Here is a 23,778-nt window from a genome sequence, read left to right as displayed (position 1 = left end):
AGCGAGCCTGCTCGCGAAGAGGCCAGCCAACCCACCACAAAACCCAAGCCAATCTTGCGTTCGATAATCGCCCAAAACCCGCTTCCCCCAATTGAATCCCCCCGCCCATCCCCCGCACCATTCGCCCCACAAAACCAATAACAACAGGTTCGACACCATGCCCCCGCGCCCTGCCCTGTCCGGCTGATCTCGCCCGTTTCGCCCCCGGTTCCAACCCCTTGTGTCTGCACCCCCAGGTTGAGGCAGCGCCCCGTTTCATCCCTAACAATTAGAGAGACCCGAGCCCATGAAGCCTTCCACCGCGCAGTACATGTTTCCCAGCCTTATCGCCGCCGCATTGGCGGCCAGCGCCCTGCCGGCTGTCGCCGAGGAAGCGGGTTTTGTCGAAGGGGCCAAGGTCAACCTCAACCTGCGCAACTTCTACATCAACCGCAACTTCACCAACCCGACCAAGGCCCAGGGCAAGGCTGAAGAATGGACACAAAACTTCATCCTCGACGCCAAGTCCGGTTTCACCCAAGGCACAGTCGGGTTCGGCATGGATGTGCTGGGGCTGTACTCGGTGAAGCTCGACGGCGGTAAAGGCACCGGCGGTACGCAGTTGCTGCCGCTGGATCACGACGGGCGCCCGGCCGACAACTTTGGCCGCACCAACGTGGCGTTCAAGGCCAAGCTGTCACAGACCGAAGTGAAGGTCGGCGAGTGGATGCCGGTGCTGCCGATCCTGCGTTCGGACGACGGCCGTTCCCTGCCGCAAACCTTCCGTGGCGGGCAGATCACCTCGAAGGAAATCGATGGCCTGACGCTCTACGGCGGCCAGTTCCGCGCCAACAGCCCACGGGACGACAGCAGCATGAGCGACATGTCGATGGTCGGCAAAGCGGCGTTCACCTCCGACCGCTTCAACTTCCAGGGCGGCGAATACGTATTCAACGACAAGCACACTCAGATTGGCCTGTGGAACGCTGAACTCAAGGACATCTACAGTCAGCAATTCATCAACCTGATCCACACGCAGCCCCTCGGCGACTGGACCCTGGGCGCCAACCTCGGTTTCTTCTACGGCAAGGACGACGGCAGCGCCCGGGCCGGCGAGCTGGACAACAAGACCTGGTCCGGGATGTTCTCGGCCAGGTACGGTGGCAACACCTTCTACGTCGGCCTGCAGAAACTCACCGGCGACAGCGCCTGGATGCGCGTCAACGGCACCAGCGGCGGGACCCTGGCCAATGACAGTTACAACAGCAGCTACGACAACGCCCAGGAACGCTCTTGGCAACTGCGCCACGACTACAACTTCGTCGCCCTCGGCATTCCCGGCCTGACCCTGATGAACCGCTACATCAGCGGTGACAACGTGCACACCGGGGCCATCACCAACGGCAAGGAGTGGGGCCGTGAGAGCGAACTGGGCTACACCGTGCAAAGCGGCACGCTCAAGGACCTGAACTTCAAATGGCGCAACTCGACCATGCGCCGGGACTTCAGCAACAACGAGTTCGACGAGAACCGCTTGATCGTCAGCTATCCGATCAGCTTGCTATAACCACCGCCCTTGCGGGAGCGGCGACGCTCCCATTCAAACGATCTACTTGGGAAGCAGACCTGCTTCCTTGTTTTGGATTTTTCTCACGCCGTAACCTAAAAAGTAGTGCCAGTTTTTTCCCGACTGCAAAGCGGCATCGGTCCAGAAATAGCTATCCGGTATTTTTGAAACCGTCCCATCCGCAAACTTCACACCTTTATGCGCCTGCTTTTTAAGTATCCGGGCGAGGCAACTGGAGACTGCTTTTTCAGTCTCGCTGGGATCTCCGGCAAACGTGGAGGCGCCAAGAGCCTCCTCATCGTCGCCACCGTAGCGAATATCGACAAACCCCTTGCGATCGCTGCGCGTCAACTCTCGCTGTCCCTTACCCAGGATTCTTTCGCCATCGGCACGACTGCCGATCATCAACGCCAGGAATCGCGAGTCGTTGTAGAGATCGTACTCATCAACCCTGACTTCACTCACCTCGACAAAGGGTGATTCGTAGTTTTGCGAACGATAAAGACTTAAATCCGCGTCATCTTTAAGTTGATTCACCACGTTCGAAAAATCATTGAATGTCATAAAGACTGCGCGATCCATATCACTTCCTTAAAGAGCACATGCCGCAACGTTATAGCCCCGAAACTGAACATCATCCGGCTTTTGGCTACCCGAAGTTTTCGTACGAAGATCGTCCATGGCCTCCCGTTCACGTGTAATAGGTGTCTGGCCATCAGCGGCGACTTTACCGACATTACCGTAAACCAGCGTGCCGTCGGCAGGCTTGAAAATGATATCTGGCCGCCGTCCCTCTTTATGCCCTCCCGGTGTCGGGATGAGTGTTTCTTTGCCACCACCACCGAATAGAACGGTGCCGTTATTCGCCCGTACCTCATTGCCCCAGGCTTCAATCATTTCATTGTGCGGACCCTCTCCATCGGTTTTCGGACCTCTTTTCGCCAGACCCAGCGGGTCAATCCATTGCACCGGGTTCGGCGCATAAGCGTAGAGGTTCAAACCACCCGCGTAACTGAGTGGGTCCTGACTGATAAACCGCCCAACCTGCGGATCATAGTATCGATAGCGGTTGTAATGCAGCCCGGTCTCATGGTCGTGGTACTGCCCTTGAAAGCGCAGCGGGTTCGTCAGTCCCTGCTGCTGCGCCCATTCCGAACGCTGCTCGCGTGCTTCGCCCCACGCCTTGTAATGGGCGCTCCAGGCGATGTTGCCCTGCTGATCGGTCAACTCCTGCGGTGTACCCAAGTGATCGCATTGGTACCAAAACAGCGCATCAAAGGGTTGCACAATCGGTTGCTGATTCCACAGCGGATCGTCATCCAGACTGTAGTCGCCGCTGTAGTCCGGTTGCCGTAACAACTCGATGGGTTTGTGCCGCAGCGCCTGGGCCAACGGGATGAAGGTGCCCGGCTCATACACGTAGTGCACCGTGCGTCCCACCGCTCCGTCCACGTCGCCGGGGCTACTTTCCCAGCCAAGGTCGTCACCGTCCCAGCCATACAGGGTGAAGCCACAACCGTATTCGCGCTGTTTGCGCGCCTGTTCGTGGCGATTCCATTGCGAGCCGGCTTCAGGACGTTGCTTGTAGTGCGCGCGGGAGTTTTTATACAGCCGCCGTCCCAACGGGTCATAGGAAAAATCCACCGTCAGACGCGAATCTTCGAAATGCACCAGGCGGTCGAAGAGATCCCATTGCAGATCGCTACGCTTGCCGTTGTGCCAGCGCTGGATCTGATTACCGCGTTCGTCGTAGTCGTAGTGAGTGCCGGCATACTCTCGCAGCAAGTTATCCGTCACTTTGCTGCGTGAAGTGTCTTGATCCAGCGGTCGACGTACGGGTTGAGCCGACTCATCCAGCAGGTTGAGAGCCGGGTCAAAAACAAAGGTCTCCATGCCCAGCCGGCTACCAGCACTGAGTAATTGGCCAATCGGGTCGTAGCGGTACACCAATGCGCCGCGACGACTGTCGTGAATATCGGTCAACTGGCCGGCAGCGTCGTAGAGGTATTCGCGTTTGATCAGCGTGGACTTGTCATCAACCCGAGCCAGCAGTTGTTCCTGCAAGCGCCCTACAGGATTCCACACTTGCGTTTGCAGCAGCCGGTTCCCTTGGTAACGGGCGACTTCGCGGTGCAGGTCATCGCGCTCGTAGCTGACGAGTTCTTGGTCGTCCAGACGCAGACCGAGTAAATGCCCACTGCCATAAGTGAGGCAACTGACCCGGTGACCGTCTGGCCGTACCGTAGCGATGCGCAGGTTGAGGGCATCGTATTCGTGCTGCCAGACCGCGACCGTTGGCTGCTCCAACCCCAGATAATGCTGGTGCTCACGCACCAGATTCGCGGCCGGGTCGTAAAACCACTGCAAACGACTTTGATCGTTGCAAGCCATGACCAGATTGCCGTTACCGTCGTAGGCGAACGTTTCGTTTTGAGACTGATCACCCAGGCGGGCGCTGCGCTCGATCAAACGTCCCATGGGATCAAAGCGGCTGGCGATGCTGCGCTCACCGTTGAGGGTGTCGGACAGCCGTCCGGTTTCCGGGTCGTAGCGATAGCGAGTCACGCGCCCATCAAAGCCGCTTTCCTCCAGCAAACGGCCCACCGGGTCGTAGTGGAACTGCGCGCGCTGTTCATTTTCGTTTTCCAGCGCCACCAGTCGGCCGAGGCGGTCCCAGCGGTAACGCAGAGAGTGTTCGGCGGCATTCACGCGTTCGGCAATCATGCCGATGGCGTTATAACTCCAGGTGGTGCAGCGCTCTAACGCATCGACATGGGCGAGTAATCGCCCCTCGGCATCAAACTCAAAGCGCTCCTCGGTCTTGTCCGGGTGCTTGATCAGCACCCGTTGTCCGGCCCGGTATTGATACTCGGTGCTCTGACCGGCGGCGTCGGTAAAGCAGATCAACTGCCCCAGCTCGTTGTACTCCCAGGCGCTGGTCTTGCCCGAGCAGTCGGTGTATTTGATGAGTTGCCCGGCTTCGTTGTATTCGAGGGCTTTCTCGTTACCGTTGGCGTCCTTGATCGCGGTAGGCTGGCCGGATTTGTTGTAGGCGTATTCGGTTTTGTTGCCCAGCGGATCGACCGTCTCGATCAGATTGCCCTGATCGTCGTAGGCCCGCAGCCACTGCCCGCCCTCGGCATCGCGGACTTTTATGAGCTGATCGTGATCGTCATAGGCGTAATACACCACGGTATCGTCGGCGCGAATGTGTTCGAGACGATTGCTGCGCTCATCGTAGGTGTAGCGGTCGGTAGTGCCGTCAGCGTGTACGTGGCGGATCAGATTCCTGGCGTCATCGCGGAACAACCATTCCGAACGCTCGTCCGCATGACGAATGCGGTAGGTGTAGCCAAGGATGTCGTAGTAGTGCCAGGTCTCGTTGCCGTGGGCGTCGGTGACGTAGGTCAGGCGAATGTTTTCGTCCCACTCCAGGCGCGTGTCGAAACTGCCGTCATCGGCCCATTCGCGCACTGCTTTGGCATCGGCGCCCTGGCCATTCCATTCCAGATTCATACCGCGCCCGGTACGGTCGGTGTAACGGGTGATCAGGTGATGCTGGTACTGATACGACCACGCCGCGCCGTTCTCGTCCTGAGCCTGAATCAGGTCGCCATTCGCGTCGTATTGGTAGGCGCAGAGTTGGCGCAGAGGGGCGCCGTCAACGATTTGCCAGAGTCCGAGCAGGCGGCCGTGATCGTCGATCAGCGTGCCAAGGTGCAGGTGCACTTTGCTGATGTCGTTTTCCTGATAAGTGATCAGGTCCGACAGCACCGACAACTCGCCGTGACGGTGCTCGTAATGCAGCATGATCCCGGCGCCGTTGCGCAATTCCACGTTAATCAGCACAAAGCGCTGACCACGGCGGACGTAGGTTTCCTTGCGTTCGAAACCACGGCACAGCAATAGCTGGTCTTCGCTGACGCGAACCACCGTCACGTTTTCGATGGCGTCGTAGTGGAACAGGCCGACTTTGGGCAGCGGGTATTCGTGGCTGCGGCCGTCCACTGCGTGGAACACCAGGCCGTCGTCGACACAGTCGAAGCGGGTGGTGAACGGACTGATCCAGCGAGCACCCAGTTCGTCCTGATCGTAAGCCTCGAGACGTGAATGGTAGGTGCGTGACCATTCGACCGGGAACGGCCCCGGCAGGCTGAAATCCATATGCCTGAGGCTTTCCGATCCCAGGGCAAAACTGATGCTGCGCCTGGTACCGGGCCTGACCCCGTTCTTACAAGGATTGCTGTTACCCCGCGCCGGGGCCTGACGGCTTGTGGCCTCCAGCCGACCTTCGCCAGCCTTGCGCTTAGCCTGAGTAGTCGAGCCGGGCTTGACCCCTGCACCTTGGCCATGGGCATGACGCTTGCGGAAACTGGCCACGGCACCTGCCAGTACCTGAAGCAACCAGCCGATGGAATGCAGAGCACCGGGATTGCCCAGTTTGCTCAGTTGGCCACGCAACTCGTGGCCCATCGCTTTCAATGTGGTGGTGTGCGTCAGCACCAATTGCCGGGCTTGTTCAGGCAGTAAATGCTTTGCCGCACTGTTGGCGACCCCCTTCCCTGCCGCCTTGTAGGCGCTGAACGCTGCGCCGAAGATATTGCCGATGGCGGCCTTCGGATCATTCAGCAGTTGGCTACCCGCCGCGCTCAGCTTTTGTTTGGCGGCCTGCGCATCACCTTTGGCGTCGAGCCTGCCATTGACCGTAGTCTCCAAACCCTTGGCAATCTCGGTCACCGCGCTTTCGCCCAATTTGCCGGCGTCGTCGAGAATGCCTGCCAGCTTGGGTTGCGCCTGCTTCACAAAGTCATCGATGGTGCCGACGATGGTTGCATTGAGGTGCCCGATCACCACCTCGATCATCGAATCACCCAACAGCATCTTGGCGCTGTTACGCAGTTCCTGCCGGACCAGAAACAGAGTTGGACGCAAGCTCATGCGCGCCGCAGCCATCGTCGGTGGCGCGGGTAAGACACCGATCAGGTTGATGCCCAGGCTGACCCAGTCGAGCAACGCTCGTTGCTTGCTTTTGGCCAGGGTGACGATGTCGCCCAAGGCATCAACCAGCGCCATGATGTTGCCCACCACTGGCAATGCACCGGCGACATTCCTGATCCGGTCGAGGGTGACCACGCCGCCACTGATCGACTGCAACCACGCATCAAACACCGCCGCGCCACGTCCGACATCCTGGATGTCGATGGTGTTGAGCGGAACGACCGCCACCTGAGGCTCACGTTTCGACTCAGTCGTCATGACGGGCACTCACAACAAGCACATTGGCGGCTTTTCGGGTCGGTGCGAACATTCCTTGTTCCTCGTGCGACGTTTCGACATGCGTCAACGCTGCTGGCTCAAAACAGCGAGCGGACGGCGTGATGGACGGCCCAGGCAGGGACAATGGGATCAAAATGCGTGCCAGCCATCCGCGAGCCATTAGTTTTCAAAAACTTGCGAAAGCACGGGGGCTATTTCTCGGTTTTGGGTGATGAAAAAGGACTTGAAGTGCGCAAGAAGTTGCGCAGTACTGCGCAACTTTTTGCGCACTTGTCTGTAAGTCTCGTAAAACGGGGCTTACAGCGGTTTTCGGGAGAAGATCCAGGCGCTAACTGCGCAACTTCTTGCGCAGTTGAACCGTCAGTTAAACCGCCAGGAGATGCCGGCCACCCGTCAGCTTGGCTGGCACTTTGCCGCCTATCTATTACAGTGAAAAAACCTGACAGGACTCAGGCGCTTTTCAACCCTCCTCGACTTCCGTTATCTGTTGTTGTGGGTCCCAGGACTTAGCCAGGCTGTCATCGGAAGACACCGCTGATCACCAGAGGACCACCTCATGATCACTCGACCCAACCCCGCACCGGGCAATAACCGGTGGGATGCCAAGGCGTACCAGCAGTTTTCCAGGCTCAGGCAACGACCGGTCAATGAATTGCTCGACCGCGTTCAGCTCAAACACCCCAAATGCATCTATGACCTGGGCTGCGGCACCGGCATTGCTACCCAGCTACTTGCCAAACGCTGGCCCCGGGCCCGATTGATGGGCGTCGACAGCTCGGAGCAAATGCTGTCCGAGGCCCGGAGCTTGCCGATCAAGGCCATGTGGAAACACTGCGATCTGCTGGACTGGCAACCGGAACAACCCGCCGATTTACTGCTCGCCGCCGCCGTGCTGCACTTTGTCACCGGCCACGAACAGTTGCTGCCAGGGCTGCTCGGCCAGCTCAATCCCGGCGGTTGCCTGGCGGCGCACATGCCCGACTGGCGCGACGCGTTGTGGTATCAACTGATGCTCGAAACCCTCGAAAGCGGCGGCCCGGATGGCGCCCCGCTGGGATCATTGGAGCTGCGCCAGAGAATGGCCGCGCGGCCGTTACTGTCACTGGAAGATTATTACCGGCTGCTCGCGCCGATCACCCGGACACTGGACATCTGGGAAACCGAACAGCTGCAGGTGGTGGACGGCAAGTCGCCGATCTATGACTGGGTCAAGGTCTCGGCACTACGGCCGGTGATGCAGGGGCTCAAGGAGGACGAACTGACACGCTTCATTTATCACTACCTGATGCGCGTGCATAAGCATTACCCGCCGGAGCATGACGGGCGCACGTTGTTTCCATTCAAGCGGATTTTCATCGTCGCCACGGTCTGAAGCCACCCGATCCCCCTGTGGGAGCGAGCCTGCTCGCGAAGGCGGTGTGTCAGGCAAGATTTATATCGACTGATACTCAGCCTTCGCGGGCAAGCCTCGCTCCTACAGGAAGTCGCGTTCCTCTGTAGGAGCGAGGCTTGCCCGCGAAGGCGTCAGCTCAAACACCGCAAACGTCAAAGATCACTCCCGCGACTCACCCCCCAACTCATCCCACACCGACTCCGCCAGGTGGAACGTGGCGTTCGCTGCCGGGATCCCGCAGTAGATCGCGCTTTGCATGATCACTTCCTTGATCTCGCCACGGGTCACGCCGTTGTTGGCGGCGGCGCGCAGGTGCAGTTTGAGTTCTTCGTTGCGGTTCATGCCGATCAGCATGGCGATGGTGATCAGGCTACGGGTATGGCGCGGCAGGCCCGGGCGGGTCCAGATATCACCCCAGGCGTGGCGGGTAATCATTTCCTGGAACTCCGAGTTGAACTCGGTCAGGGCATTCAGGCTGCGATCGACATGTGCGTCGCCAAGCACTGCACGGCGAACTTCCATGCCTTCGTCGTAACGTTGTTTCTCGTCCACAAAGATCCCCTCAATGATTCGCCAGAAACGCCAGGACTCGCTCGCTGAACGCGGCGCCGGCCTGGACGTTGGACAGGTGCGCGGCATAGAACTCGGCGTACTCGGCGCCCTGCACGTGTGCCTGAATAAAGTGCCCACCGGACGGCGGCGTGACCGCGTCGTCGCTGCCGGCAATCACCAGCAGCGGCACCTTGATCGAGGACAACTGATCGCGGAAATCGGCATCGCGCACAGCGGCGCAATTGGCCGCATAACCTTCAGGCGAAGTGGCCGCAAGCATGTCGGTAATCTTCTTCGCCGCCGCCGGATTGGCTTCGGCAAAGTCCGGAGTAAACCAGCGCGCAATCGACGCATCACGCAAGGCAATCATCGCCGCCGGACCGTCACGCAGCACAGTTTCGATTCGCGGGTTCCACACCGACGGATCGCCGATTTTTGCTGCGGTGTTGCACACGATCAGCTTGTTCAGCCGCTCGCCAGCGTTGATCCCCAGCCACTGCCCGATCAGGCCGCCCATAGACAAACCACAGAAATGCGCACGCTCGATGTGCAGCGCATCCAGCAGCGCCAGCACGTCGTGGCCCAGTTGTTCGATGGTGTACGGCCCCGGCGTCACCAGCGACTGGCCATGGCCACGTGTGTCGAAACGCAGCACCCGGAAATGCTTGGTGAACGCCGCCACCTGCGCGTCCCACATGTGCAGGTCTGTGCCCAGCGAGTTGGACAGCACCAGCACCGGCGCCTCCTCCGGGCCATCGAGTTGAGGCCCTTGAATTTGATAGTGCAGTTCGCCCTCGGCGAGTTGTACGAATGCCACGGCAGCCTCCTTCAGGCAGTCAACGCAAAATGTTCAGCCACCGCGCGCTCGACCCAGGTATGGGCCTGGCCGAGGTAATGGGCAGGGTCCAGCAATTGATCCAGTTCAGCGTCCGACAGTTGCGCCGTCACTTGCGGCTCGTCACCGAGGACCGCACGCAGATGACGCTGTTCGGCCACCGCGCGTTTGCAGCAATGTTCCAGCAGATGATGCGCGGTATCGCGGCCGACCCGTTGCGCGAGGACGATGCTCACCGCTTCGGCCAGCACCAGGCCCTGAGTCAGGTCGAGGTTGCGCGCCATGCGGGTCGCGTCGACTTCCAGGCCGTCGGCCAGCAGCAACGCTTGTTGCAGGCTGCCGGACACCAGGCAGCAAATCTCCGGCAGGGTTTCCCACTCGGCATGCCACAAGCCCAGGCTGCGTTCGTGTTCTTGCGGCATGGCGCTGAACAGGGTCGAGAGCAAGCCCGGCACCCGGGTCGCCGCGCCGATCAACACCGCCGCACCCACCGGATTGCGCTTGTGCGGCATGGTCGAGGAACCGCCCTTGCCCGGCGCCGCAGGTTCAAAGACTTCAGCAGCTTCGGTCTGCATCAACAGGCTGATGTCGCGGCCGAATTTGCCGAGGCTGCCAGCGATCAGGCCAAGCACCGCGCCAAACTCCACCAGACGATCGCGCTGGGTGTGCCAGGGTTGTTCCGGCAATGTCAGTTGCAGCTCTTCGGCCAAGGCGTTGGCAATCGGCATGGCCTGCTCGCCAAGGGCCGCGAGGGTCCCGGAAGCGCCACCAAATTGCAGCACCAACAAGCGTGGTTTGAGTTCGCGCAAACGCTGGCGACTGCGAGTCACCGCGCCCAGCCAACCGGCGATCTTCATGCCAAGGGTCACCGGCGTGGCGTGTTGCAACCAGGTGCGTCCGGCCAGCGGCGTGGCCACGTAGCGCCAGGCCTGGGTCGCCAGGGTTTCCCCCAGTTGCGCCAGATCGCTTTCGATCAGCTCCAGTGCCCGGCGCAGTTGCAGCACCAGACCGGAATCCATCACGTCCTGACTGGTCGCGCCCAGGTGCACGTAGCGCTCGGCCTCGACATCGTTCGCGGCAATCTGTTTGCCCAGGGCCTTGACCAATGGAATCGCCGAATTGCCCGCCGTGGCTATCGCTTCACCGAGGGCGGCGAAATCGTAATGCCTCGCCTGGCACGCCGCCTCAATGGACGCGACAGCACTGTGCGGAATCAACCCGACCCGCGCTTCGGCCCGGGCCAACGCCGCTTCGAAATCGAGCATGGCCTGCACCCGGCCCTGATCGCAGAACACGTCGCGCATATCACGGGCAGTGAAATAGGCATCGAACAATTGATTGTTCGGTCGCTGGTTCATAAACAATCCTTGAGGGCGTGGGCCACTGGGGCCCACGGGTAAAGATCAAAGGTCGTGGTGCAAATACTTCGCTTGCTTGGGCAGACGCAGGCTGAACAGGAACGCCACCGCCATCATCACCGTGACGTACCAGTAGAAGGAGTTTTCCATGCCCACGGCTTTGAGGCTAAGGGCGACGTATTCCGCCGAACCACCGAAGATCGCGTTCGCCACCGCATACGCCAGGCCGACGCCCAGTGCGCGCACTTCGGGTGGGAACATTTCGGCTTTTACCAGGCCGCTGATCGAGGTGTAGAAACTGACGATCGCCAGCGCCACGGTGATCAGCACAAACGCCAGGAACGGACTGCTGACACTTTTCAGACTGAGCAGGATCGGCACGGTGAACAGCGTCCCCAAGGCACCGAACCAGAGCATCGAGTTACGCCGGCCAATCTTGTCCGCGAGCATGCCGAACAACGGCTGCATGCACATATAAAGGAACAGCGCGCCGGTCATGATGTAACTGGCGGTCTTGGCGTGCATCCCGGCGGTGTTCACCAGGTATTTCTGCATGTACGTGGTGAAGGTGTAGAAAATCAGCGAGCCACCGGCGGTGTAGCCAAGCACGGTGATGAACGCGGCTTTATGGTCGCGGAACAGCGCCATGATGCTGCCGGCGTCCTTGTTTTCGCGCATTTCCTTGCTGGTGGTTTCTTTGAGCGAACGACGCAGGAACAGTGAGATCACCGCCGCCACCGCACCGACCACGAACGGAATCCGCCAGCCGTAGGCACGCAAGTCTTCTTCAGTGAGGAACTGTTGCAGGATCACCACCAGCGACACCGCCAGCAATTGCCCGCCGATCAGCGTCACGTACTGGAACGAGGCGAAGAAACCGCGCTGGCCCTTGAGGGCGACTTCGCTCATGTAGGTCGCGGTGGTGCCGTATTCGCCGCCCACCGACAAGCCCTGAAGCAGGCGCGCGAACAGCAACAGGATTGGCGCCCAGACGCCGATGTCTTTGTAGGTCGGCAGGCAAGCGATAAGCAACGAGCCAAAGCACATCATCAGAATCGAAATCAGCATCGAATTCTTGCGCCCGTGCTTGTCCGCCACACGGCCGAAAATCCAGCCACCGATGGGCCGCATCAGGAACCCGGCAGCGAACACACCGGCGGTGTTAACCAATTGCACCGTCGGGTTGTCGGAGGGGAAAAAAGCAGGCGCGAAGTAGATGGCGCAAAAGGCGTAAACGTAAAAGTCGAACCATTCGACCAGGTTGCCGGACGAGGCGCCGACAATGGCGAAGATGCGCTTGCTGCGCTCTTCCCCGGTGTAGTGCTCTGTAGAAGCAGTGGTAGTTGTCATTGTTTTTCACTCAATGGGGACAGTGAGAGTCTAGACACACTTCGCAACAGTCCCGTTCCGCAGTTTCATAAGGCAACGCAATCCCCCCTGTGGGAGCGGGCTTGCTCGCGAAAGCGGTGGGTCAGTCAATATTGATGTCGACTGACACGACGCCTTCGCGAGCAGGCTCGCTCCCACAGTTGGACAGGGTTACTTAGTAATCGAAGAACACCGTCTCCGCATCAGTGCCTTGCAAGATCACATTCCACTGGTAAACACCCGCCGCATCAGCCTTCGCCAGCAACGTGCTGCGGCGTTCAGCCGGCACGCATTCGAGCAACGGGTCCGCCACGTTCGCCGGCTCCCCATCAAAGTAAATCCGCGTCAGCAGGTGCTTCACCAACCCGCGCGCAAACACCAATACCACCAGGTGCGGCGCCTGGGTCGTGCCATTCAGCCCCTCAACCGTACCGGGTTTGATCGTAGTAAAACGAAAGCGCCCTTCGGCATCCACCGGCACCCGGCCAAAGCCTTCGAAGTTCGGGTCCAGCGGTTTGTCCTGCTCGTCTTCGGGGTGGTCGTATTTACCGGCGGAGTTGGCTTGCCAGACTTCCAGCATCGCGTCGTTGACGAAATCGCCATTGCCATCGACGACTTGCCCGGTGATCGCCACGCGCTGGCCCAGGGTTTGTTCGACGGTCAGGTCTTCGCGGTTCAGCCAGGTCAGGCCGATGTGGTAATACGGCCCGACGGTGTGGGACGTGGTCGCGTTCAGCGTCATCTTATTTCTCCATCGGCGTGGCTTCGCGGCCGCGCAAGACGATGTCCCAGCGATAACCGAGGGCGTAGGAAGGAATGGTTTTTTCCAGGTCGAAACTGGCGATCAAACGCTCTTTGGCGCTGGTATCGGGCACGCAGTTGTAGATCGGGTCATAGGCCAGCAACGGGTCGCCCGGGAAATACATCTGGGTCACCAGGCGCGTCAGAATACTCGGCCCGAACAGTGAGAAATGGATGTGCGCCGGGCGCCAGGCGTTGTGGTGGTTGCCCCACGGATAGGCGCCAGGCTTGATGGTCTGGAACTGATACCAGCCATCGGCGTCGGTCACGGTGCGACCGGTGCCAGTGAAGTTCGGGTCCAGCGGCGCGTCGTGCAGGTCACGCGCATGGTTGTAGCGACCGGCGGCGTTAGCCTGCCAGATCTCCACCAGAATCCCTGGCACCGGCAAGCCGTCTTCATCCAGCACGCGGCCGTGAATGATGATGCGCTCGCCCAATGGCTCGCCGTTGTGCTGGGCGGTCAGGTCGTTGTCCTGCTCGTTTATGCGCTCGGCGCCAATGGTCGGGCCGGTGATTTCCGACAGCGAATGCGGCAAAAACACCAATGGCTTGGACGGCGCGCGACGGTTGGTGGATTGATAGGTCGGGTGCAGGTATTCCGGCTGGGTGCCTTCCTTCGGACGACGGTAACCAGGCTTGTCAGTCATTTCGCTTTTCCTCTGTTCTTATTAGTCGGCGGCGGTCAGACGCGTTCGATCGCGAGTGCCAGACCTTGGCCGACGCCGACGCACATGGTTGCCAGACCTTTCTTGCCACCGGTCTTTTCCAGCTGATGCAACGCGGTCAGCACCAGCCGCGCACCGCTCATGCCCAGTGGATGACCCAAGGCAATCGCGCCGCCGTTCGGGTTGACCTGGGCTGCATCGTCGGCGATCCCCAGTTCACGCAACACCGCCAAACCCTGGCTGGCGAAGGCTTCATTGAGTTCGATCACATCAAAATCGCTGACGGCCAGACCCAGACGTTCGGTGAGTTTGCGCACCGCTGGCACCGGGCCGATGCCCATCACGCGCGGCGCAACGCCGGCGCTGGCCATGCCGAGCACTTTCGCGCGGGCAGTCAAACCGTGTTTCTTCACCGCTTCGGCGGACGCCAGAATCAGCGCCGCCGCGCCGTCGTTCACACCGGAAGCATTGCCGGCGGTGACGGTTTTGTCCGGGCCGTTGACCGGTTTCAGTTTGGCCAGGGTTTCCAGGGTGGTGTCGGCGCGTGGATGTTCATCCTGGGTGACGACGGTTTCGCCCTTCTTGTGGGCAATCCGCACTTCAACGATTTCTTCAGCGAAAAATCCTGCGGCTTGCGCGGCGGCGGTTCGCTGCTGACTGCGCAGTGCAAAAGCGTCCTGATCCTCGCGGGACACTTCGTAGTCGTCCGCCACGTTGTCGGCGGTTTGCGGCATCGCATCGACGCCGTACTGGGCTTTCATCGACGGGTTGATAAAACGCCAGCCGATGGTGGTGTCTTCCAGCTTCATGTTGCGCGAGAACGCCGCATCAGCCTTGCCCATCACGAACGGTGCGCGGGACATCGACTCGACGCCGCCGGCAATCGCCAACTCCATTTCGCCGCTGGCGATCGCACGGAACGCGGTGCCGATGGCGTCCATGCCCGACGCACAGAGGCGGTTGAGCGTAACGCCGGGAATGCTCTCCGGCAGACCCGCCAGCAACAGCGCCATGCGTGCCACGTTGCGGTTGTCTTCGCCGGCCTGGTTGGCGCAACCGAGGAACACCTCGTCCACTGCATTCCAGTCAACCGACGGGTTGCGTTCCATCAAGGCCTTGATCGGCACGGCGGCCAGGTCGTCGGCGCGAACCGCCGACAGGCCACCGCCGAAACGGCCGATGGGCGTGCGAATCGCGTCGCAGATATAAACGTCACGCATCACGCTTCTCCGGGTGCTTGGCCGTGGGCCGCAGCGGTGCGGGCTTCCAGATCCCGCAGCGCCTTGAGTTCAATCTCGCTGGGCTCGGCGGTGTTTTCAACGTGCTCGGCAAAACGAATCGCCCAACCGGTGGCCGCGACCACTTGCTCGCGGGTCACGCCCGGATGCAGCGCGGTGACCACGAACTCATGCGTCCCGGCTTCCGGTTCCATGATGCACAGGTCGGTGATGATCCCGACCGGACCGGCGCCCGGCAGGCCCAGACGCTTGCGCGAATCGCCGCCCTCGCCATGGCCGACCGAGGTAATGAAGTCGAGTTTGTCGACAAACGAACGCGCCGACTGTTTAAGGATGATCAACACGCTCTTCGCCGAACCGGCGATCTCCGGCGCGCCACCGGCACCCGGCAGACGGACTTTCGGCTGGTGGTAATCGCCCACGACCGTGGTGTTGATATTGCCGAAGCGGTCAACCTGCGCCGCGCCGAGAAAACCGACGTCGATGCGTCCGCCCTGCAACCAATAGCGAAAAATCTCACCGGTCGGCACCACGGTGTCAGCGGTTTCGGCCAGCTCGCCGTCACCAATCGACAGCGGCAACACGCTCGGCTTGGCACCGATCGGACCCGACTCGTAAATCAGGACTACGTCTGGCGAAGACGTCAGCCGCGCCAGGTTGGCGGCTTTCGACGGCAGGCCGATGCCGACGAAGCACACCGAACCGTTCTTCAGACGGCGGGCGGCGGCGACGGTCATCATTTCATTGGTGGTGTAAGTCATTACTTGGCCTCCGAAGCAGCGGCCAGCTTGGCCTGGAACTCGCTGAAGTCAGCGCAGCCGTGGATGTACTCGTTGATCCACGCGGTGAAGGTGTCGCGGTCCCGGGCAATCGGGTCCCAAGCCTGGTAGAAACGGTTGTCGCGCTCGTTGTAACCGTGGGCGTAGGACGGATGCGCGCCGCCAGGCACATGACAGACCGCGCTCAAGGCCCAGGTCGGCAGCACGCAGGAGTTCATCGGTGCATTGAGGTCATCGACGATTTCTTCGACGGTGACAATGCAGCGCTTGGCGGCCAGCGCCGCTTCTTTCTGCACACCGAGAATGCCCCACAGCAGCACGTTGCCTTTACGGTCGGCTTTCTGCGCATGAATCACAGTGATGTCCGGGCGCACCGAAGGCACGGCGGCCAGCACTTCGCCGGTGAACGGGCAGGTGACAGTTTTGATCAGCGGGTTGACCTTAGGCAGATCGGAACCGGCGTAGGCACGCAGCACCGCGAACGGTAGGCCGGAGGCACCGGCGACGTAGGCATTAGCCAGGTCGGCGTGGCTGTGTTCTTCGATTTCCAGTGGATGCGGCCACTGTTTCTCGACCGCGTCACGCAGACGGTGCAACGAACCCACGCCAGGGTTGCCGCCCCAGGAGAAAATCAGCTTGCGAGCACAACCGGCACCGATCAACTGGTCGTAGATCAAGTCAGGCGTCATCCGCACCAGCGTCAGATCTTTCTTGCCCTGGCGAATGATTTCATGACCGGCCGCCGTCGGAATCAGGTGAGTGAAGCCTTCGAGCGCGACGGTATCGCCGTCGTTGACGAATTGCTTCACCGCGTCATGCAGCGAAAGGATTTCAGCCATGGGGCAGGCTCCCGTTTTGTTGTTTACCGACAGTGGAAGAAAAAGGCGCGAGGTTCAGCGCCGAAGTCACTGAAGAGTAAGCCGCAGAAAATGGCCAAACAATCCGATAATCGACTGAGTGTTCGTTTATCGAACAGATTGTTGTTTGGCTATCGACCTTTAAAAGCTTCGCGGGCAAGCCTCGCTCCTACAGGGCTATGCATATTCCTGTAGGAGCGAGGCTTGCCCGCGAAGAGGCCCTCAAATTCAACAAAAACCCTGAAACCTGCCCTCAGGTCGCATCCGCATGACTGACCATGCCCTTGATCACCACCGCCGTGGTCGCCAGCGCCGCCGGAATCACCAGCGCCGTCAGCACCTGCTCGAAGTTCCAGCCCAGGCCCAGCAACGTCGCGCCCATCCACGCCCCGAGAATCGCGCCAAATCGACCAATCCCGAGCATCCACGACACACCGGTCGCCCGGCCCTGGGTCGGATAGAACCGCGCCGCCAGCGAAGGCATCGCCGATTGCGCACCGTTGACGCACATCCCCGCCACCAGCACCAACGTCGCCAGCAGCGTGATGTGCCCCAGGCTCTGCCCGACCGCGTAGGCAAACACCCCGGCCAACAGGTAGAAAGTGCCGATCACCTTGTGCGGATTGAACCGGTCCATCGCCCAACCTACGCCAACCGCGCTCAATACCCCGCCGAACTGGAACAACGCCCCGATAAATGCGGCCTGCTCCATGCTCGCGCCACTGTCACGCATCAGCGTCGGCAGCCAACTGGTCAACAGGTAAACGATCACCAGGCCCATGAAGTAGGTCAGCCACAGCAGCAAGGTGCCGGTGCTGTAGGTGCCGGAGAAAATCACCGCGAACACATTGCGTGCCTTCACGGTTTTCTGTTCCGGCACACTGAAACTGGAGGCCTGGGCCACCACCACCGGATCAATCGGCGCCAGGGTTTTGCGCACTTTGTCGGTGCCACGGTTACGGACGACAAGGAAACGCGCCGATTCCGGCAGCCAGAACAGCAATACGACGGCAAGGATCAGCGGCAGAATCCCACCGATCAACAGCAGGCTGTGCCAGCCGAACGCCGGGATCAGCTTGGCGGAAATGAATCCGCCACCCGCCATGCCGAGGTTGAAGCCGCAGAACATGCTGGTCACCAGCAGGGATTTCTTGCGCTCGGGGGTGTATTCCGACAACAGCGTGGTGGCGTTCGGCATGCCCGCGCCCAAGCCCAGGCCGGTGAGGAAACGCAGCACCAGCAATTGATCGACGTTACTGCTGTAGGCCGAGGCCAGGCTGAAAATGCCGAACAGAAATACCGCGCCCACCAGGACGACTTTTCGTCCGAAGCGGTCAGCCAATGGCCCGGAACCGAGTGCGCCGAAGACCATGCCGATCAGCGCGGCACTCATCACCGGACCGAGGCTGGCGCGGTCGATGCCCCAGTCCTGGGACAGGGCCGGCGCGATGAAACCCATGGCCGCGGTGTCGAGGCCATCAAGGAAGACAATCAGGAAACACAGGATCACCACTCGCCACTGGTAGCGCGAGATGGGTTGGGCATTGATGAAGGACTGCACGTCGAGGCAGTTTCCAACAGCAGACTGAGGCTGGTTCATTATTTTTATTCCACGCCAGGAGCGCGTGGCCTCTTCTCATTATTATTGGGGGGTCGTCGTCCAGCGTGACCGAGGGTCAACAGCGCCGGATGACGCTGCCGCGACATTAATGATCCGAGGGAAACAGCGTCAATTCGATAAACGCGACTCTGTGCGTTTATCGAACAACTTAGGTGAGGACTGCTTAGGCAAACAGTTGCGCGCTGAGGTCGCGGCTGGCGCTGAGTAAGCCAGGGAGGAAGCGTTGTTCCAGTTCGTTGCGGCTGACCCGCCCGGCGTGGGTGCTGACATTCAGCGCCGCCACCACTTGGCCGGACGCGTCGTACACCGGCACGGCGATCGAGCGCAGGCCTTGTTCCAGTTCCTGATCGACGATGCACCAGCCTTGTTGCCGCACCTCTTGCAGGCATTCGAGCAACGCCTCGGGGGTGTGCAGGGTGCGGCTGGTCTTGGCTTGAAACTCCGCATGATCGAGGTATTCGCCCAGCGTCGTGTCATCCAGGGCCGCGAGCAGGATCCGGCCCATGGACGTGCAATAGGCCGGCAGGCGCCCGCCCACCGACAGGTCCACTGAAATCAGGCGCTGGGTCGTTGCCGAACGGGCGATGTATAGAATGTCATCGCCTTCCAGGGTCGCCATGTTGCACGCCTCATGCAGTTGCTCGCTCATACGGTCGAGATACGGCTGAGCGGACACCGCCAATGGCGTCGACGACACGTAGGCATGACCCAGGGTCAGGACTTTGGGCAGCAACGAATAGGTGCGGCCGTCGGTGGTGGCGTAGCCGAGTTTGATCAGGGTGTGCAGGCAACGTCGCACGGCAGCGCGGGGAATTTCCGTGCGGTGGCTGATCTGGGCGATGGTCAGGTGGCGTTTGCGTTCCTGAAACGCTTGCACCACCGCCAGGCCACGGGCCAGCGAGGTCATGAAGTCCGGGTCGCCGGTCATGGCCTGGATTCGCTTGGCCGGCGAGGCCACGATCGGCGGCGCCACTGAAGCGAAGGAGTTGCGCAGTTGATCGTTCATATCAGGTCCTTTCCCTACAGATCAGTGGCTATTACAAGCGGCTCTCGACCGGGACACAAGCCACCGGCAGCGAGATTGGGCGATTATCGAACCATCGACCGATAATCGCAATCGACGGCCGAGTCGCGCAAGGCTGTTGTTCTTACTCATGAGTGGTGCAGACTTAGAGATAACTGTAACGGTTAGAACTTGTCCGACTTGTTGGCGCCAGAAACAGATCGCTGAAAAGTGGTGCCCCGGAATACTCTAATTACCCGTAAAAGTTACGAGTAACAAAATCATCACACACCAGGAACCACTTTTAACTCTTCGGAGATAGTGTTCTTCGAATCGACCGCTATAATGCACCTCAGTGGCCAGCCGGTTTTTTTACTTGCCGATTACGCCACCCGGAGCGCGATGTCCCATCGCCGCCGCCCGCAGCAAGCGCCTGACGCTCATTTGATATGCACCGCCAATGCGCGCGCTGAAACTGGATACTGAAGCTACGTCAGCTGTTTTTCTCTGGTGCCGTGGCCGCCTGCAACATGGAAGTGTTGATTATTGTGTCGTTAAAAAGTCGATGCCCTTTCAGGTATTGTCCTTTCGACGAACGTGGTCAATAAATTCGATGCAGCGCGTTTCACCAGAATTTATCTCAACTCAAACAGGTAGCACTGTGACGAAAGACGAACTGCGCGCGGAACTTGAGCGCCAGGAACAACGTTACAAGGAAGTTTACGGCGGGGAAGTCACCACCTACGCCGCCCAGCCCGAACCGGAGCGCAAGCCTTGGCGTAAACGCGCCACCGTTCAGGATCAGGCATTCAGCCAAGAACTGCAGAAGATGGAAAAGGAACTCAAAGCCGAAGAGCCTTGACCGGTCCGGCCTGAATTCTTCAAGGGTCTGCGTCTGCATCCGCTAAAAGCGCGGTGTATCGACCATGCCTTTCGCGCCCGCTACAAGCGGGCAGCGGCCACCTCACCCACCGGATGAGGCAAATGGCGCATGTCCGACCCTCTTCTCAGATATTTCACACAAGCGTTTTCGCCTCTCGTGTCCTCGAGAGAAACCCTTGCGGTCGATCACTTTTCAAAGAAAATCAACGAGTTGCAAAACCCAGTAAAAACCTGGGGCTTAGGGCTTTGCTACAAACTAATTCGTTGAAGAATGTTACCGATGAGCAGCTAGTGCATCGATTTCCAGTCTTTTCTGGCATAATCGCGCCCCCTTACGACCGGGTCAGAAAACCTTCATGATCGATTTATTCAGCGGACTAGATGCTTGGGTGCTTGTGAGCCTCTTGCTCGCCCTGGCCTTTGTCCTCGCCTTCGAGTTCATCAACGGCTTTCATGACACTGCAAACGCGGTGGCCACTGTTATCTACACCAAAGCCATGCCGCCTCATCTGGCGGTGTTCTTTTCCGGTGTGTTCAACTTTCTCGGCGTTCTGCTGGGCGGTGTGGGTGTGGCGTATGCCATCGTCCATTTGCTGCCGGTAGAGCTGCTGATCAATGTGAACACCGGACACGGACTGGCCATGGTGTTCTCGTTGCTCGCCGCCGCCATCACCTGGAACCTGGGCACCTGGTACTTCGGTATCCCTGCCTCCAGCTCCCACACGCTGATCGGTTCGATCCTCGGTGTCGGCCTGGCCAACGCCCTGATCAACGATATTCCGTTGGCAGATGGCGTGAACTGGCAGAAGGCGATCGATATCGGTGCCTCCCTGGTGTTCTCGCCAATGGCCGGCTTCATCGTGGCCGCACTGGTGTTGATCGGCCTTAAATGGTGGCGTCCGCTGTCGAAGATGCACAAGACGCCGGACCAGCGCCGCAAGCTCGACGACAAGAAGCACCCGCCGTTCTGGAATCGCCTGGTGCTGGTGATTTCGGCCATGGCTGTGAGCTTCGTGCACGGTTCCAACGATGGCCAGAAAGGCATCGGCCTGATCATGCTGGTGTTGATCGGTATCGTGCCGGCGCAGTTCGTTCTCGACCTGAGCAGCACTACTTACCAGATCGAACGCACCCGCGATGCGACCCTGCACTTGAGCCAGTTCTACAAGCGCAACGCCGACACCCTGGGTGAATTCCTGGCCCTGGGCAAAAGCGTTGAAGGCGATCTGCCGGAGAAATTCCGTTGCAACCCGCAACAGACTGAACCGACCATCAGCGCCCTGCTCGACACCCTCAAAGGTGTAGCCGACTACCATTCGCTGCCGGCAGAAAGCCGCATCGAAGTGCGTCGCTACCTGCTCTGCCTGGACGACACCGCGAAGAAAGTCAGCAAATTGCCAACCCTGGCCGCCCGTGAAAAGGCTGACCTGGACAAGCTGCGCAAAGACCTGACCACCACCACTGAATACGCCCCGTTCTGGGTGATTCTGGCGGTCGCCCTGGCCCTGGGCCTGGGCACCATGGTTGGCTGGAAACGTGTAGTGCTGACCATCGGCGAGAAGATCGGCAAGCAAGGCATGACTTACGCACAAGGCATGTCGGCGCAGATCACCACCGCCTGCATGATCGGCCTGGCCAACATCTTCAGCCTGCCGGTGTCCACCACCCACGTCCTGTCTTCGGGCGTGGCTGGCACCATGGTCGCCAACAAAAGCGGCCTGCAAGGTGGCACGGTCAAAACCATCCTGCTGGCCTGGGTCCTGACCCTGCCCGCCACCGTCGCCCTGTCGGCCGGCCTGTTCTGGCTGGCGTCGAAGGCGCTGGGTAGCTGATCCATCGTTGCAACGAAAAAGGCGCGTTCCGTAAGGTTCGCGCCTTTTTCATGTCTGCTAATTTCTACCAAACACCATGAATCCCTGTGGGAGCGAGCCTGCTCGCGAAGGCGGAGTGTCAGTCACCATCGATGTAGCCTGAAACACCGCCTTCGCGAGCAGGCTCGCTCCCACAAGGGGATTTTTGTCGTCGCCGTTTTTTTCGTGGGCAAAAAAAAGGGCAACCGAAGTTGCCCAAAATGCCTTGCGTGCTCATTGCTCTGGAAAGACCTACGGTTTGCGCTTATGCGAATCCTTCCAGATGAAATATCCAAACCCTGCAAAAAACAGAACCATGAGGCCGACTGTCAGCACTCCGGCGATCACCACGTTGTCGAAAAACATGACTGGCCTCCTGCACTTGCCCTGTTGCGATGGGGCTAAGTTAACCAATCGGGCAGGAGAGAAAATTGACCGGGATCAATGTCGCCCGAGACAGGGCGTAAAGGAGGGGAAATAACTGACCTGCATCAAACGATGCAGGGGGTTTCAACGCTTTTTCGGTTTGTTCTTCGGCTTTTTCTTCGCTTTACCCAACGGCATGGCTTGTTCGAAGGCCTGGCGCACTTCATTCAGGCGCTTGTCGTTGAGGTCATGAACGCGCTTGGCACGTTCGGCATTCAGGTCGATCAGTTTGTCGTCTTGGCTCATGGCGTTCAGTGCATCGCAGGAAAAAGGACGTTCAGTCGGGATTGCGCCAATAATGCGGTCTGGCGCCCGCGCTGACCAGTCACCGCGCAACGGGGTCTTAACAAAATATGTGCTCACGCCGGCTTTTCACCGCACAATCGGCGCTTTGCTACAGACAGCCTTTAAGGACCGACCGTGGAATTGCATCAGGATCTGCCGCCCTTGATGGCCCTGCGCGCCTTCGAGGCCGTGGCCCGCCACTTGAGTTTTATCAAGGCTGCCGACGAGTTATCGGTAACCCAAAGTGCGATCAGCCATCAGGTCCAGAAACTTGAGCAATTCCTCAACCAGCGACTGTTTATCCGGCGTACCCGGGCCATTGATCTGACGCCGGCCGGCGAAACCTACTACCGCAAGATCCAACCCGCACTGGAATCCATTGCCTCGGCCACCCGCGAACTGCGAGGCAATGAACACCAGGAAAGCAGCCTGCGCATCGGCCTGCTCGCCTCGTTCGCGACCTTATGGCTGGCACCGCGACTGGCCGGGTTCAACACGCGCCACCCGCACATTCATGTGGAATTGCTGCCTTCGGTGCAACTGGCCGACGTCAATGGCGGCGAAGTGGACCTCGCCATCCGTTACGGCAAGGGCGGCTGGCCCAAGGTCCGGGCCCGGCGCTTTATGGGAGAAACACTCACGCCGGTGTGCAGCCCCGCGTTCAAGGCCCAAGGTGTCGACAAAGGTCCGCTGCTGATGGCCAAGTCCCTGCAGCCCTTCGAGTGGATCGACTGGAGCGCGCAAAGCGGCATCGACCTCGCCCCCTACCCCAGCGTGATGCTCCACGATTACAACATCGTGGTCGAAGCCGCCGTGGCCGGCCAGGGTATCGCGATGGGTCGCAAGCGCTTGATCGAGCGCCGACTCAAGGAAGGCGCGCTGGTGGCAGCTTTCGACACCCCGTCATTCAGCAGCGAGATCGGCTATTGGCTGGTCACCCCGGATCGCCCGCCGAGCCATGCCGCCGAATGTTTCGGCGAATGGCTGGACGACATCGCCGACACATGAGCCATTTGAATACGTCGGATTAAATCTATCCGTT

20 protein-coding genes are annotated in these 23,778 nt (G+C 59.9%); 5 read left to right on the top strand and 15 right to left on the bottom strand.

The genetic code is table 11. The features are described 5' to 3' along the window. Window positions 1-286: 286 nt before the first annotated feature. Window positions 287-1,546 (top strand): OprD family porin, encoded by a 1,260-nt coding sequence (locus LOY68_RS06865; protein ID WP_163908870.1) that lies wholly within the window; start codon window positions 287-289, stop codon window positions 1,544-1,546. Between the two features lie 42 nt (window positions 1,547-1,588). On the opposite strand, the gene LOY68_RS06860 is transcribed toward LOY68_RS06865, so the two are convergent. Next, a complete protein-coding gene (locus LOY68_RS06860) occupies window positions 1,589-2,128 on the bottom strand; it encodes a hypothetical protein (protein ID WP_163908869.1) in 540 nt (179 codons plus the stop codon). A 9-nt stretch (window positions 2,129-2,137) separates the two neighbouring features. Beyond that, window positions 2,138-6,802 (bottom strand): RHS repeat-associated core domain-containing protein, encoded by a 4,665-nt coding sequence (locus tag LOY68_RS06855; protein WP_265043761.1) that lies wholly within the window; start codon window positions 6,800-6,802, stop codon window positions 2,138-2,140. Window positions 6,803-7,379: 577 nt separating this feature from the next. Here LOY68_RS06855 and LOY68_RS06850 point away from each other — a divergent pair. Next, a complete protein-coding gene (locus tag LOY68_RS06850; RefSeq protein WP_265043760.1) occupies window positions 7,380-8,195 on the top strand; it encodes a methyltransferase domain-containing protein in 816 nt (271 codons plus the stop codon). A 180-nt stretch (window positions 8,196-8,375) separates the two neighbouring features. On the opposite strand, the gene pcaC is transcribed toward LOY68_RS06850, so the two are convergent. The 11 genes from pcaC to pcaR all read right to left on the bottom strand — a co-directional run bounded on the left by pcaC (window position 8,376) and on the right by pcaR (window position 19,296). Then, a complete protein-coding gene (gene pcaC / locus LOY68_RS06845) occupies window positions 8,376-8,768 on the bottom strand; it encodes a 4-carboxymuconolactone decarboxylase (RefSeq protein WP_265043759.1) in 393 nt (130 codons plus the stop codon). A 10-nt stretch (window positions 8,769-8,778) separates the two neighbouring features. After that, on the bottom strand, window positions 8,779-9,585 hold the full coding sequence (gene pcaD, locus LOY68_RS06840; RefSeq protein WP_163908865.1) for a 3-oxoadipate enol-lactonase: 807 nt from the start codon (window positions 9,583-9,585) through the stop codon (window positions 8,779-8,781). 11 nt (window positions 9,586-9,596) lie between these two features. Further along, window positions 9,597-10,961, bottom strand: coding sequence for a 3-carboxy-cis,cis-muconate cycloisomerase (locus LOY68_RS06835; RefSeq protein WP_265043757.1), 1,365 nt, complete (start codon window positions 10,959-10,961; stop codon window positions 9,597-9,599). Window positions 10,962-11,006: 45 nt separating this feature from the next. Continuing rightward, window positions 11,007-12,311, bottom strand: a complete 1,305-nt coding sequence (locus tag LOY68_RS06830) for an MFS family transporter (protein ID WP_163908863.1) — start codon at window positions 12,309-12,311, stop codon at window positions 11,007-11,009. 193 nt (window positions 12,312-12,504) lie between these two features. Continuing rightward, entirely contained in the window at window positions 12,505-13,071 is a 567-nt protein-coding gene (gene pcaG / locus LOY68_RS06825) for a protocatechuate 3,4-dioxygenase subunit alpha (protein ID WP_265043755.1), read from the bottom strand. A 1-nt stretch (window position 13,072) separates the two neighbouring features. Further along, entirely contained in the window at window positions 13,073-13,777 is a 705-nt protein-coding gene (gene pcaH / locus LOY68_RS06820; RefSeq protein WP_054615929.1) for a protocatechuate 3,4-dioxygenase subunit beta, read from the bottom strand. Window positions 13,778-13,812: 35 nt separating this feature from the next. Then, entirely contained in the window at window positions 13,813-15,018 is a 1,206-nt protein-coding gene (gene pcaF, locus LOY68_RS06815; RefSeq protein WP_265043753.1) for a 3-oxoadipyl-CoA thiolase, read from the bottom strand. Further along, window positions 15,015-15,794 carry a CoA-transferase subunit beta gene (locus tag LOY68_RS06810; protein ID WP_265043751.1) on the bottom strand — a complete coding sequence of 260 codons (780 nt, stop codon included), beginning with the start codon at window positions 15,792-15,794 and terminating at the stop codon, window positions 15,015-15,017. The genes pcaF and LOY68_RS06810 overlap by 4 nt, the downstream gene beginning before the upstream one ends. Beyond that, window positions 15,794-16,651, bottom strand: a complete 858-nt coding sequence (locus tag LOY68_RS06805; RefSeq protein ID WP_054046891.1) for a CoA transferase subunit A — start codon at window positions 16,649-16,651, stop codon at window positions 15,794-15,796. Before LOY68_RS06805 ends, LOY68_RS06810 begins: the two co-directional genes overlap by 1 nt. 271 nt (window positions 16,652-16,922) lie before the next feature. Then, entirely contained in the window at window positions 16,923-18,269 is a 1,347-nt protein-coding gene (locus LOY68_RS06800) for an MFS transporter (RefSeq protein WP_054046893.1), read from the bottom strand. A 184-nt stretch (window positions 18,270-18,453) separates the two neighbouring features. Next, window positions 18,454-19,296 carry a pca regulon transcriptional regulator PcaR gene (gene pcaR, locus LOY68_RS06795; protein WP_054046895.1) on the bottom strand — a complete coding sequence of 281 codons (843 nt, stop codon included), beginning with the start codon at window positions 19,294-19,296 and terminating at the stop codon, window positions 18,454-18,456. 658 nt (window positions 19,297-19,954) lie between these two features. On the opposite strand from pcaR, the gene LOY68_RS06790 reads away from it, so the two are divergent. Together LOY68_RS06790 and LOY68_RS06785 are read left to right on the top strand one after the other, a co-directional pair. Then, complete coding sequence (locus LOY68_RS06790) at window positions 19,955-20,155, top strand: hypothetical protein (protein ID WP_007903846.1); 201 nt, start codon at window positions 19,955-19,957, stop codon at window positions 20,153-20,155. 376 nt (window positions 20,156-20,531) lie between these two features. After that, window positions 20,532-22,007: an inorganic phosphate transporter gene (locus tag LOY68_RS06785; RefSeq protein WP_123507415.1), complete on the top strand. Its 1,476-nt coding sequence runs from the start codon at window positions 20,532-20,534 to the stop codon at window positions 22,005-22,007. A 270-nt stretch (window positions 22,008-22,277) separates the two neighbouring features. Here LOY68_RS06785 and ccoM read toward each other — a convergent pair whose 3' ends face one another. Both ccoM and LOY68_RS06780 read right to left on the bottom strand, forming a co-directional pair. Then, a complete protein-coding gene (gene ccoM, locus LOY68_RS32090) occupies window positions 22,278-22,391 on the bottom strand; it encodes a cytochrome c oxidase subunit CcoM (RefSeq protein WP_054046898.1) in 114 nt (37 codons plus the stop codon). A 144-nt stretch (window positions 22,392-22,535) separates the two neighbouring features. Further along, entirely contained in the window at window positions 22,536-22,814 is a 279-nt protein-coding gene (locus LOY68_RS06780; RefSeq protein ID WP_265045852.1) for a hypothetical protein, read from the bottom strand. 57 nt (window positions 22,815-22,871) lie between these two features. On the opposite strand from LOY68_RS06780, the gene LOY68_RS06775 reads away from it, so the two are divergent. Continuing rightward, window positions 22,872-23,744, top strand: coding sequence for a LysR substrate-binding domain-containing protein (locus LOY68_RS06775; protein ID WP_265043749.1), 873 nt, complete (start codon window positions 22,872-22,874; stop codon window positions 23,742-23,744). Window positions 23,745-23,778 lie beyond the last annotated feature (34 nt).

The organism is Pseudomonas sp. B21-053, from assembly GCF_026016365.1.
GTDB classification, from domain to species: domain Bacteria; phylum Pseudomonadota; class Gammaproteobacteria; order Pseudomonadales; family Pseudomonadaceae; genus Aquipseudomonas; species Aquipseudomonas nunensis.
The sequence above is the reverse complement of the archived record's forward strand: the minus strand, read 5'-3'. Positions and strand labels throughout refer to the sequence as shown.